Origin of the sequence: Winkia sp. UMB3158, from assembly GCF_030217145.1 — a bacterium.
Classification (GTDB): domain Bacteria; phylum Actinomycetota; class Actinomycetes; order Actinomycetales; family Actinomycetaceae; genus Winkia; species Winkia anitrata.
Map to the genome: position 1 here is coordinate 148,157 of NZ_JASONH010000006.1, position 12,413 is coordinate 160,569.

Sequence of the window (12,413 nt, forward strand, 5' to 3'; positions counted from 1 at the left end):
CCAAGCTATTGGCAAAACAAAACCACCAGCTAGGCCTAGTGCAACGAAAACTCCATTGCAAATGTCATGGGATATTAGTCCTCCACAAAGCGGATGGACTCACCGTCCCATTGGACTTCCCCACTGAACGGGATTGAAGGCGCTACGGCGCAGGCAGCGTTGTCATCATGCTTCACCCCAGACGCCCGAATCGTGTCACCCTGCACCCAGAAACGCTGAATCTCCCCCGCACAAGATTCCCCAGCAAAATCCTCCAACATTCCGTGCTGGACCGCGGTATTCCTTTGCGGATCCCACATCCACAGTGCATACCAGAAATGAATATGGGCCGTGCCCGGGTAATAATTCACCCGCTGGATCGAATCTAAGTAACCGTCGCCGTCAATATCTACATAGAAGGCAGCTTCTGGGACATACTGCAATTTTGCGGGCACGCCGTTAAACGACTCTTCCTTTACTCCATCTTTCAGATCGTAAGTATTAGAAGCACCATTGCGGCCCACATCCCACGTGGCGTTCGCAAAATCGAAGTTCCGGATGGCATCGCCGGCCGCCCTCGCCCGATTCTGTTCGCTATTTTTCTGCTGCGATTCTTCCGGCAGCGCGCCCTCCGCCCCACTAACAACAATTTCTTCAGCGGTAGCGTCCGACCCAGTTATCAAGCCGCCAGTCATATACTCATCCGCAGAGAATCCCTTCGGAAGTACCCACAGCCGCGTTCCCGTCTTCATCTCTATACCCATGATCGAATCGCTGGATTCGCTCATATGCTCAGAGTCCTGGACAAGTAATCCATCCACCATTCCATAAACCCGGGAGCACAAGTATTGCCTGTCCGTCCCGGTCACAGCAAGATAATCGCCTCCATCAGGTAGGAAAAGTAGCTCATCCCCAGGAATTGGAACTAGCGCACCAAGCCCCCGGCCTAGCGCTTCCCTGAACTTGGCGCTGCTGAGCTTATTAGACGAGGCCGGCATACTAGATTTTGAGACCAAATAGGCGGAAGTACCCAGTATTATTGAGCTCTCGCCCTCACCATTGCCGAACGCCGCGTGAACGATGCGACTGCCAAGCTTTACCTCCCCTTCCTTAGCAGGTACCTGCCAATGATTTCCAGCATCACCCACAAGCCAATACCCGTCAGTCATAGCAATTACGCCGCTAATGGGCATGGTCGCCCCCTTAACATGGGTATTTACAATTTTTCCGGTCTTCAAATAGAGCAGCGAAATATCCGAATCCCGCCCCAATTTCTTTGCGAAAGCTAAAGTCTCGGCAGAAAAAGACTGGAGATGCCCCTGCCCCGACACTGTGAGCGCCGGATCATCATATGCACCGGGAGCGTACGCCCTCACCTCTTCGTCCGCACCCTTCGGGTTAGAAACAATCAGATATGTTCCTGCCACCCCACGCACGACCGAGCCTTTCTGGCCGGGAACAGGGACTTTCTTACCCGTTGCAATGTTCACGCCCTCTTTGTGTCCCCACACGTAATCCCCGAAAGAAACGTGCCCTAAGAACGCGTCAGGATAAACCCGGGTAAATGTCTGAAGGATGTTCTTCTCATTCTCGTCCGCCGCTTTCCACGTCGGTGGGGCAATCTGATATTTAGATAAGACCTTCCCCTGCTGGTCAAAGACCGCAATGTTTACTTTTTCTGTCAAATACGCAATCGCCGCCATGTGATTACTCTTCGCAGAATACTGATACTTAGCTAAAGAGAAATCTGCACCCAGATTCGGCTTCTTAAATCTGCGATATTTCTTTATTCCCCTGGAATAGTTGACAGGCACGCTCAAGGCCTCTTGCCGCTGTTTAGCAGTCATAGTCTTGGCAGCGGGCCCCTTACTTACTGCGGTGGGGGCCGGCCTCAGCAGGAAGTAGCCGATCGTCAAGTTGGCGACAACCACTACTGCCAGGGCAATGCTCAGGCCGATTATTAGCATCTTGCGTTTGGATCCGGCGACAACCATCACTAATCTTCCGTGATTAGATATTTTAAATTCTTATTTTGAAAAACGCAGTTACAGCTTTTCTACCTGCGCGTTCACGCGTTCTACCTTGCCTTCAATTTCCCCGGTATGGCCCGGGCGTAGATCCGCCTTGAGCACTAGGGACACGCGCGGGCTAACCTCTCCCACTGCATCACACGCCTTCTGGATGACCGGCATGCATTCTTCCCAGCTGCCTTCCAAAGTCGTGAACATCGAAGTGGTTTCGTTTGGCAGGCCCGAATCGCGCACAACCTTGATCGCACGAGCTACGGCCGAAGCCATCGAACCATCCGGATCGTCAGTTGTGGAAGGCGCAATTGAAAAAGCAAATAACATGCTCCTATTCTACCCTTGGCCACTTCTCTAAAAACAGAGGTCGGAGCGCAAATGGCCGCCTTTCTTAAAAGGTGGAGGGCGCAGCCCAAGTTGGACTACGCCCTCACGCCTATTCACTTTCTTCAGTCAGCCGTTAGCGCCCGCACGGGAGGCACCTTAGCTGCCTTCCTCCCCGGTACCCAGGAGGCCAAAGCCGCCGCAATCAGAGTGATCACCACTGCCGCCGCGATGTAGGCCCAGGGCATGACCACGATCACGCGGTTCACCTCTAGCGGCAGTGCGTGGATTCCGAGGATGCCAAACCCTATGCCCAGAAGGATGCCAATTGCGGACCCGGTGATCGCGATCAGGACCGCCTCCCACAACAGCATCCGCCTCATCTGCCTCCGCAGCAGTCCGAGGGCGCGCAACAGCCCATTCTCGCGGGTGCGTTCCGCCACCGACAGCGAAAGGGTGTTCGCAACCCCAACGAGGGCGACCAATACGGACACCGCCAACAGCCCGACAACCACCGCGAGCGCCGCGTTGATCATCTTCGAATAGAAGGCCCTCTCGCCAGCACCACCAGTAATTTCCAGACTGTCAGAGATCTGGCCAACATCCTTTATCACCTGTTCGATGTTCGCATTGTCATTCAGGCGAATCACCGCGCGAGCATCCTTCGCATTAGGGGCCAACTGCTTTAGCGTTTCGGCGGCCACATTCACCGAGCCGGCCTCCATCGCCTTATTCTGCTTCACCTGCACGTCCTGACATGTCTGGCCGACGCACAGTCGGGAGGCTCCCGTAGGCAGACCGGAAGCAGCCTCGCCCTCGTTATGAGTAAACAGCTTTTCCTTTGCGCGCGATACCGGGTTTCGGTCCGCAACGCCGTACGCCTTCACGTCCCTATCTCCCAGACGCGCCGGAGCCGCCTTCTCTACCTGCATCTTCGCTATGCCGGCAAGACCGCGCAGCTTAGCCACCTGGCCCGCCTGCAAAGATCCACCACGCGACGTGACTACCAGGTCAATGGGCCGCTCGGTATTCAGAGTATCTTCCAACGATGCGCGCATCGAAGTAGCTCCCACCGACATCATCGTGATCAAAGTGACCCCAATAACGATTGCCGTTCCCGTCGCAGCAGTACGGGCCCGGTTGCGGGTCGTGTTCGCCCTCGCCATCTTGCCAATACCACTGCGAGCAATGGTGCCGACCAGCGAAGTGAGCTTCGGCATGGCGGCACTGGCCAACAAGACCGCCCCGAGGAAAGCGGGGATGCCACCCGCTAGCGCAATGACGAACCCGAGTTCTTCGCCGTGGTGGATACCAATCCCCAGCCCGGCGGCGCCGACCGCAACCAGCAGCAGTCCGAAGACGATTCGCCCCCACCGGGTGCGAGCACTACCGCCCTCCTCTTCACTGAACTGCGACAGGGCCGCAAGGGGCGGAACCTTCGCCACTCGTCCCGCTGGCCGCATACCTACCAAATACGTCAGTACCGTGCCGAGGACGAACACGCCCACCAACAGTAGTGGGTTGACCGCGCCTAACGGGATCTTGCCAATCCGCAATGCAAGGACTGCCAGACCCATGCCGAGGATAATTCCGATAATTGAGGAAATGGCGCCCACCAGTAAGGTTTCCTTGCGCAGTAGAGATCGCACCTGCCGCCCGGTAGCCCCGACCGCGCGCAGTAGGGCCAGTTCACGTCGCCGCTGCTGGTAGACCACCTTGAACGTAGTGGACACTACAATGAACGCAACAACCAGGGCTATTGCCGGAAAAGTGAGTAGCACAGCCATCATGACAGCGCCACCGATGCGCATCTGCTGCAGCATTGTGGTTCTGGCCTCGGAGCCGGTTTGCACCTTGACGTCCTTACCCAACACCTGTTTTACCGTCTTGGCCACGCGCTGCTGTTCAGCCTTATTAGGATTCTTGCTCTGACCAGCGACTTTGAGGTTTGCTGCCATGGAGGCATTCATCTTAGTCATGGTCGCTTCAGTAATCACCGAGCGCACGTTACTTATAGCGCCCTGCTTGATCAGCCCAGAGACTTTGAGTGGGAAGTAGTCGCCGCCCTCGATGTTAGAGCGCGCCTTCACCGTCTGCCCCACTTTCACGTGCAGGGTTTGGGCGGCCTGGGTCGTGAGCATGATTTCGTCCTCGCCTGGCCGTTTCCCTTCGTCAGCCTCACGATGAAAGAAGGGCGCTTTCTGTTCTGCGGCGACAAACGCCGTGGTGTTTTCGCTCCCGGCGCGCATCTGCAATACGCCATAGGCTGTCTGCTGGGCCGCGCCAACACCCGGCGTATTTTGCAGCTTTTTTGCAGCCTGTTGCAGGTCTACGGCACCTTGGGGGGTGGCAAACGCCGCGACTCCCTGAAATTCCTCATCCGCGCTCTGCGTAAGGGATTGTTGCAGCGACTGGGTCATTACCAGGCACGCGAACACGAAGGCCATCGAAATGGCGACGGCTAGCCCGGTGGCTAAATAACGCCGCGCGTACGTGCGCAGGTTGGCTTTTAGAAGTGTGTTCACCGGGCACCACCAATCAGGCTGTGATCGGCAGAGATCTTGCCGTCGCACACTTCCAGAACGCGATCGGCCACAGCGGCACAGTCGGCGTCATGGGTCACCATGATCACGGTTTGCCCAAGGTCAGTTACTGCGCGGCGCAGCATGGACAGGACCTCTCTAGAAGACGCAGAATCCAGATTGCCCGTCGGTTCATCTGCCACGATAACGGCCGGATTCATTACGAGGGCTCGGGCCACAGCTACGCGTTGCTGCTGGCCACCTGACATTTGTGAAGGGCGGTGGTCGAGCCTGCCTTCAATTCCTAGAGTCCTGGTAATCTGGGCGAATTGGTGTTCGTTTACCTTGTGTCCTGCCAGCTGTGCGGGCAGCTTTATGTTGGCGGCCGCATCTAGTGTGGGGACCAGGTTGAAGCTTTGGAATACAAAACCAATCCGGTCGCGGCGCAGCTTGGTCAGGGCGTCATCCTTCAGCTGGGTAATGTCTTTGCCCTCAATAAGAACTTTGCCTGCGGTTGGGGTATCTAGCCCTGCAAGCATGTGCAACATGGTCGATTTGCCCGACCCGGAAGGCCCCATGATCGCGGTGAACTTGCCTGCTTCGAAGCCGACGGACACTTTGTCTAGGGCTCGCACCTGGGCGCCACCAGTACCGTAGATTTTCGAGACGTCGACCAGTTCAACGACGGGCTGCAGGAACGAAGCGGCCGGTGCCGCCGAATTATTCGCCATCAGAGGCGACTGAGGAATGCTTGTGTTGTTCATACCTCTACGATCGCAAAAGCGCTGGTGAGGCAGAATCGGGAGGGGAATAGATTTCAGGTAGTGCCAGCCCTACCGACGAATAGGTTCGGGGCAAAGCACAATCACGCACTTGCCTGGCATAAGAATAATTTGCTGAGCAGGCCGGGCCTAGGGGCCACAATCATTCGTGTGGATCCCTGGATCCCTCCCCATGCCGAAAGCACATCATTTCATCTAAAGCACACCTAACTGTGCACATTTCGATGTGCCACCGACCATCCAATGTGCCTTCGATAACCAGATGTGCTTTCACGCCCGGCATCTGCGCGAAGTACGAGGGCGAATCCGCCCTCCCCGAATGTAGCCCCCGGAAAACCGCCTGACATACAAGACCGGGCCGCGCGTGGGGCACGACCCGGTCTTTTCCTGATCAGCTACAGCATGCAGGACACGCAGCCCTGCACCTCAGTGCCTTCCAAGGCCTGCTGGCGGATCCGCATGTAGTACATAGTTTTGATGCCCTTGCGCCAAGCGTAAATGTAAGACTTGTTCACGTCACGGGAAGTAACGGTGTCCGGGTAGAACAGGGTTAGCGACAGGCCCTGATCTACGTGCTGGGTTGCCACGGCGTAGGTGTCAATGATCTTTTCCGGCCCAATCTCGTAGGCATCCTGGTAGTACTCCAGGTTGTCATTAGTCATGTACGGAGCCGGGTAGTAGACGCGCCCGATCTTGCCTTCCTTGCGGATCTCTACCTTAGACACAATGGGGTGGATAGAAGAGGTGGAGTAGTTGATGTACGAGATAGAACCGGTGGGCGGGATAGCCTGCAGGTTCTGGTTGTACATGCCGTACTTAGCAACATCGGCGGCCAAAGCCTTCCAATCCTCCTGGGTAGGAATGAAAATTGTAGACTTTTCCAACAGCTGTTTGCACTTGTCGGTCTTGGGCACCCATTCGCCCTCGATGTACTTCTGGAAGAATTTTCCTGACGCGTAGTCAGAATCTTCGAAGCCGACAAACTTCTCGCCGCGCTCTTGCGCGATCTTACAGGAGGCCTTAATCGCCTGGTAGCACACCGCGTAGAAGTACATGTTGGTAAAGTCCAACGCTTCCTCGCTGCCGTAATACACGCCCTCGCGCGCCAAGTAACCGTGCAGGTTCATCTGCCCCAGCCCAATGGCGTGGCTCATGGCATTACCCCGCTGGATAGACGGAACCGACGCAATATTGGACAGGTCAGACACGGCAGTCAGACCGCGCACCGCAGTCTCGATGGTCTTGCCAAAGTCCGGCGAATCCATAGTGCGCGCAATGTTCAGCGAGCCCAGGTTGCACGAAATATCTTTGCCCACGTGCTCGTAGGTGAGGTCCTCGTTGAAAGTGGAGGGCTCGGACACCTGCAGAATCTCGCTGCACAGGTTGGACATGGTCACGCGCCCCTTGATGGGGCTAGCGCGATTGACCGTGTCTTCAAAAACGATGTACGGGTAGCCAGATTCAAACTGGATTTCGGCCAACGTCTGGAAGAACTTTCGGGCGTTGATCTTCTTCTTGTGGATGCGCCCGTCCTCTACCATTTCGCGATAGTGCTCGGTGACCGAGATTTCGCTGAAGGCCTTGCCGTAAACGCGTTCCACGTCATAGGGGCTAAACAGGTACATGTCTTCGTTGCGCTTGGCCAGTTCGAAGGTTACGTCGGGAATGATCACGCCCAAAGAAAGGGTCTTAATACGGATCTTCTCGTCGGCGTTTTCACGCTTAGTATCCAGGAACTTCAGAATATCGGGATGGTGGGCATGCAAGTACGCGGCACCCGCACCCTGACGAGCCCCGAGCTGATTAGCGTAGCTGAACGCGTCCTCGAGCATCTTCATAACGGGCACCACCCCAGAGGATTGGTTTTCAATCCGCTTGATCGGTGCACCAGATTCGCGCAGGTTAGTAAGACACAGTGCCACGCCGCCGCCGCGCTTAGACAGCTGCAGGGAGGAGTTGATGCCGCGGGCGATCGACTCCATATTGTCTTCCACGCGCACCAGGAAGCAAGAGACTAGTTCCCCACGCGCAGCCTTACCGGCATTCAGGAACGTTGGCGTTGCGGGCTGGTAGCGCCCGGAGATGATCTCTTCCATAACGGACATGGCCAGCTCTTCGTTGCCACGGCCCAGGTAGAGGGCGACCATGCACACCCGGTCCTCGTAACGTTCCAGGTAGCGTTTGCCGTCAAAAGTCTTCAACGTGTAAGAGGTGTAGTACTTGAACGCACCCAAGAAGGTGGGGAAACGGAACTTGTGCGCGTACGCGGCCTTGTACAGCTTCTTCACGAATTCCCAATCGTACTGGCGCACTACGTCCTCTTCGTAGTAGCCGTTTTCGATCAGGTATTCCATCTTCTCTTCCAAGTCGTGGAAGTAGACGGTGTTCTGGTTTACGTGCTGTAGGAAGTACTGGCGGGCCGCCTGCTTGTCGGCATCGAACTGGATCTTGCCGTCGGGGGAATACAGGTTCAGCTTCGCGTTGAGGGCGTGGTAGTCCTTATCGGGGCTGAGGGCGGTCTCGGTGCCAGTATCGGTCAGATTTTCTGCCAAAACTCTTCCAATCCTTTACGAACAATGGACACGTCATCTCCGGTGCCCAGGAGCTCAAATTTGTACATGAAGGGAACCTGCAACTTGGCGGCAATGATATCGCCGGCAATGCAGTAGGCCTTCCCGAAGTTGGTATTTCCCCCCGCAATTACGCCGCGGCACAGCTTGCGGTTGGGTTCGTGGTTCAAGAACTTGATGACTTGTTTTGGTACCGCGCCCTTCAGGTTTCCGCCCCCATAGGTGGGAACAATCAGCACGTACGGGCGCTTGGCGTACAAAAACGGATCCTTCGGCCTGAGCGGGATCCTGTCGGAATCTACTTCTAGCCGGTCAACGAAACGTTTCGTGTTGTTCGTTGCCGACGAGAAGTAGATGACGTATGGGGCCGATCCTGCGGCCTCCACAGTGTTAGGCATTTGCCACCTTCTGCGAGCCCATAGCAGCAACCAGGGCCTTGATCTTGTCCGGACGGTAACCGGACCAGTGATCTTCCCCTGCCATTACTACCGGAGCCTGCACGTAACCCAAGGCTTTGACCTGCTCAAGTGCGTCGGCGTCCTGAGTGATGTCGACCTCGGCGAAGGCAACGCCCTTACGCTTCAATGCACGCTTAGTCGCATCACATTGCACGCACATCGGCTTCGAGTAAACAGTGACGGACATTGAGTAGGCTCCTTACTTATTGGTCTTACCAGCACGTTTATTACGCGCATGTAACTACATCCATGCAATTTAGTTGTAGGCGCTTTCCGCCCGCTCGTACAAACACTACACCTAGTGGTTACCTTTCGCCACGACCACTAGATAACGTGTTTCACACCTGCTGTGGACAAAGTGGCAAAAGTGGTGGACGAGCCGGTGGATACCCCACTTCACCCCCTTTCTGTAGGCGCTCTTTCATTGTCGCCTCCACCCCCGTCAAATGGCGCCAGGGCCGCGCCGACGCCCTCTGTTAGCCAGACCCATTTGGACTGTGGAAACTTTTATCCACAGTATTGTCTGCCTGTGGATAAATACGTCGTGCGAAACTCGCCACTCTACACGCTCTGGTACCACGCCGCTCCGCGCCCACCCTTCCACTTGGAAACGAACATGGAACAATGGGCCCATGAGCGAAAAGATGAACGTTGAATCATTCAACCTGGACCACCGAACTGTAAAGGCACCCTTTGTGCGCGTAGCCGATCGCAAGCAGTTGCCGGGCGGCGACACCCTGATCAAGTACGACGTCCGCTTCTGCCAGCCCAACAAGGATCACCTAGAGATGCCAACCGTGCACTCCATCGAACATATGGCTGCAGAGCTGATGCGAAACCACACTGACGCCCTCATCGACTTCGGCCCAATGGGATGCCAGACCGGCTTCTACGCCCAAACCCTGGGCTTGGAAATGGACGAATTTCTGCAGATCCTAGAAGCTACCTGCAAAGACATCCTGCAGGCCGAGGCCGTCCCCGCAGCTAACGAGAAGCAGTGCGGGTGGGGGGCGAACCACTCGCTCGAGGGCGCACAGGAAGCTGTACGCGCATTTTTGGACAAGCGTTCCGAATGGGAAGAAATCCGATGAGCCTACTAATCCAGGTCGCCATGGACATGGAGGCGGCCCCTTTCTTGGAAGCTCTTCCCGCTAAGGAATCTGTCTCGTGCGGGCGCGCAAAATGCTACCTGCTGGATGCACCCACCCCGATTTTGCTGGCTACCTCCGCTATCGGGTTAGTCAATGCTGCTACCTGTCTGACCTGGGTGTTGGACAGCGCCGCAGCCCAGCTGGGGGTTGACGCCCCCACCGCGGTAATTGCTGCGGGCACCTGTGGCGGACTCGGTGAAGGCATCGAAGTACGCGACGTAATCGCTGGCTCCGCCTACCGGTATGCGGATGCTGACGCCACCGCATTCGGGTACAAGCCGGGCCAGTTGCCTTCCGAACCCGAATCTTTCCCGGGCGGGAACCAGCTAGTAGAAATAGCCGACAAGCTTGCCGGCGTGCGCGTGGGCGAAGTTGTTTCCGGGAATTCTTTCGTTGCCGCCGACCAGACCCCAGCAATGCGCCAGACTTTCCCGCAGGCTTTGGCTGCTGACATGGAATCTACTGCGCTTGCTCAGGTAAGTGCTGCCCGCGACGTAGCGTTTATTTCCGTGCGCGGGGTATCGGATCTGTGCGGGCCACAGGCGGGCCAAGACTTCCACATTGACGGTTCGGAGGCGGCAGCGGTTTCCGCCCGAACCGTGTTGGAACTAGCTAAGCAGCTATAGCTTGCTGGCCTGGTGATACAGGGCCTCGGGGTGGCCGGCGCGCAACTGCCAAATCGTTGAGTGCAAAGAGGTGCCGCCGGCCTCGCCCACCCTGTAGCAGACCAGGTAGAGGCCGGCTCCCAGGTGTGCGCACGCCTTCTTTCCTACCTGCGCATCGGGCGGGACCATGTTGGTTACGTCGGCTATTGCGTCTGCCGCATTTAGCGGGTGGCCACCGCCATCGAATCCTCTAAACCCGGAGGCTAGCAGCCCCTGCAGTTTTTCCTGCGCGCCGGATCGCAGCGCCTCGATCAGTTTGTCTTCGGCCGCCAAAAAAAGCTCGTCGTTGCTTTTTTGGGGTTCTTCAGCACTTCGCGCAGGAGGCTCTGTCGCTGCCTCTGCCACCGCGTCGCTAGATGCGGAGCCTCCGGAAAATCCCGGCCCTTCTTCTACCGGGGTGCCGTCACGCATTGCCGTTGCGGCTCCGCGAGCGCGCGTGTCCGCAGCTTCGTTCATCTGGTGCCCTGCGTGGCCTTTCACCCATTTGAAGGTGACCTTGCGGCCTTCCATTTCCTTGTCGAGGGCGACCATCAGGTCCTTATTTAGTACTGGTTTGCCGTCCGCTTTTTTCCAGTTTTTCTTTTTCCACCCGCGGATCCATTTTGTCAGGGCGTTGATCACGTATTGAGAGTCTGCGAATATGACTAGTTCTTGATCCGCCAGGCCGGCTTCGCGGGTAGATTCGAGCAGGTTCAGCACGGCGGTTAGTTCGCCCTTGTTGTTGGTGCCGTTTTTCCATCCGCCGGCTTTCCAACAGTTTGCGTTTACGTACCACGCCCATCCGGCCGGGCCTGGGTTGCCTAGGCTGGAACCGTCTGCAGCTGCTGTGATCATGCGTCCCCTTCGAGGTCGATTTCGCCTACCAAAGCTTGAGCCATGGCCTCTTCTCCTACGATGCCGGCTATTGCGATGCCGGCTCCCAAATCATACAGATCTGAGGCGGTCAGGCCCGGCCAACCGTGTACTTTGTTCACCCATTTTTGGGGTATTTGTGGTGCTCCGAGGGCTGCCCCCATAAGTGCGCCAACGGTGGCGGCTACTGTGTCTGTGTCACCGCCGGCTTGCACGGCTCTAGAGAGGGCCTGTTCGAATGCTTCGGTGTCAGGTACTTCTTCTAGCGCGGTCGCGGCTATGGCTCCGAGGGCTGCCTGGAAGGCTGACACTACATACGTGTTGTCCGAGGGCGGTGCGAAGTACCGTTCTAGCGCGTCGCGGACCCATTCGCGCCACTGGGCTTGCCGGTGGAGGGGAAGAAGGTCTATGCCGCCCTCGATGTTTATGCGACCGGCCCAGGTAGATCCTGGTGGCGAGGTGACCGCGTAGCGGACTGCTTCTGCCCATAGCACTACGGCGTCGCCGGCAAGGGGGTCTGGGTGTGTCAGGCAAGAAACGGCGCGGGCGGCCTCGGCGGTGAGTTGGCGCGACTCGACGCGGCTGAGCCCTAGCACGCCGGCCCGCGGCAATATTCCGTTTCCGGCGGAGCGGCCAGTGCGCTTGTGGAAGTAGGCGGCGGAGGCGGCTAGTTTGTGCGCTGGGCTGCGGGGGCCCTCGTCGTCGAGTGCGCCCTGCAAGATGACGCGAGTTTGCGAATCGACGTCTGTGGCTCCGCCTTTCAGCCATCGCAGCATCCGCTCGGCAATGTTGTCTAAGGAGGCCTTGGTCGCCAAGTTAGCGCCCGTTACCGCTACTTCCGCCAGAGCTACCGCCAATTGGGTGTCGTCAGACCACTCTCCGGCGGCGTACGGGCCCATACCGCCCCCGCGCATCGAGGGCGTAACTTGCACTTTGGGCGCAAATTCGTAGGGCACTCCCAGTGCGTCCCCGCAGGCGGTACCTATGAGCACGCCTGCCGCCCGGGTGGCTATGTCTACGCGCGTGGCCCGGGGCTTTTGCAGGGAGGAAGTTGGTGGTTTCTTCATCACCATCCAGATTAGCGCC

The 12,413-nt window shown here is 57.2% G+C and carries 11 protein-coding genes; 2 read left to right on the top strand and 9 right to left on the bottom strand.

Going from position 1 to position 12,413, the window contains the following annotated elements:
• Window positions 1-74: 74 nt before the first annotated feature.
• The 7 genes from QP400_RS08250 to nrdH all read right to left on the bottom strand — a co-directional run bounded on the left by QP400_RS08250 (window position 75) and on the right by nrdH (window position 8,846).
• On the bottom strand, window positions 75-1,976 hold the full coding sequence (locus QP400_RS08250) for a hypothetical protein (RefSeq protein WP_040315135.1): 1,902 nt from the start codon (window positions 1,974-1,976) through the stop codon (window positions 75-77).
• A 48-nt stretch (window positions 1,977-2,024) separates the two neighbouring features.
• Window positions 2,025-2,330 carry a thiamine-binding protein gene (locus QP400_RS08255; protein ID WP_040315137.1) on the bottom strand — a complete coding sequence of 102 codons (306 nt, stop codon included), beginning with the start codon at window positions 2,328-2,330 and terminating at the stop codon, window positions 2,025-2,027.
• A gap of 122 nt (window positions 2,331-2,452) precedes the next feature.
• On the bottom strand, window positions 2,453-4,852 hold the full coding sequence (locus QP400_RS08260) for an FtsX-like permease family protein (protein ID WP_004806995.1): 2,400 nt from the start codon (window positions 4,850-4,852) through the stop codon (window positions 2,453-2,455).
• Window positions 4,849-5,580 carry an ABC transporter ATP-binding protein gene (locus QP400_RS08265; RefSeq protein WP_004806997.1) on the bottom strand — a complete coding sequence of 244 codons (732 nt, stop codon included), beginning with the start codon at window positions 5,578-5,580 and terminating at the stop codon, window positions 4,849-4,851. Before QP400_RS08265 ends, QP400_RS08260 begins: the two co-directional genes overlap by 4 nt.
• A gap of 446 nt (window positions 5,581-6,026) precedes the next feature.
• On the bottom strand, window positions 6,027-8,183 hold the full coding sequence (nrdE, locus tag QP400_RS08270; RefSeq protein WP_004806999.1) for a class 1b ribonucleoside-diphosphate reductase subunit alpha: 2,157 nt from the start codon (window positions 8,181-8,183) through the stop codon (window positions 6,027-6,029).
• The gene (gene nrdI, locus QP400_RS08275; RefSeq protein ID WP_004807000.1) at window positions 8,168-8,599 is read right to left on the bottom strand and encodes a class Ib ribonucleoside-diphosphate reductase assembly flavoprotein NrdI; all 432 of its coding nucleotides are present in this window, start codon (window positions 8,597-8,599) and stop codon (window positions 8,168-8,170) included. The genes nrdE and nrdI overlap by 16 nt, the downstream gene beginning before the upstream one ends.
• Complete coding sequence (nrdH, locus tag QP400_RS08280) at window positions 8,592-8,846, bottom strand: glutaredoxin-like protein NrdH (RefSeq protein WP_004807003.1); 255 nt, start codon at window positions 8,844-8,846, stop codon at window positions 8,592-8,594. The genes nrdI and nrdH overlap by 8 nt, the downstream gene beginning before the upstream one ends.
• A gap of 457 nt (window positions 8,847-9,303) precedes the next feature.
• Between nrdH and QP400_RS08285 the strand changes: the two genes are divergently transcribed.
• Window positions 9,304-9,750: an S-ribosylhomocysteine lyase gene (locus QP400_RS08285; protein ID WP_004807004.1), complete on the top strand. Its 447-nt coding sequence runs from the start codon at window positions 9,304-9,306 to the stop codon at window positions 9,748-9,750.
• The gene (gene mtnN, locus QP400_RS08290; RefSeq protein WP_004807007.1) at window positions 9,747-10,436 is read left to right on the top strand and encodes a 5'-methylthioadenosine/S-adenosylhomocysteine nucleosidase; all 690 of its coding nucleotides are present in this window, start codon (window positions 9,747-9,749) and stop codon (window positions 10,434-10,436) included. Before QP400_RS08285 ends, mtnN begins: the two co-directional genes overlap by 4 nt.
• On the opposite strand, the gene QP400_RS08295 is transcribed toward mtnN, so the two are convergent.
• Window positions 10,431-11,309 (bottom strand): ribonuclease H family protein, encoded by an 879-nt coding sequence (locus QP400_RS08295; protein WP_004807010.1) that lies wholly within the window; start codon window positions 11,307-11,309, stop codon window positions 10,431-10,433. The two genes, mtnN and QP400_RS08295, sit on opposite strands and share 6 nt — an antisense overlap.
• Window positions 11,306-12,394 carry an ADP-ribosylglycohydrolase family protein gene (locus tag QP400_RS08300; protein WP_004807011.1) on the bottom strand — a complete coding sequence of 363 codons (1,089 nt, stop codon included), beginning with the start codon at window positions 12,392-12,394 and terminating at the stop codon, window positions 11,306-11,308. Before QP400_RS08300 ends, QP400_RS08295 begins: the two co-directional genes overlap by 4 nt.
• Between the last annotated feature and the right edge of the window lie 19 nt (window positions 12,395-12,413).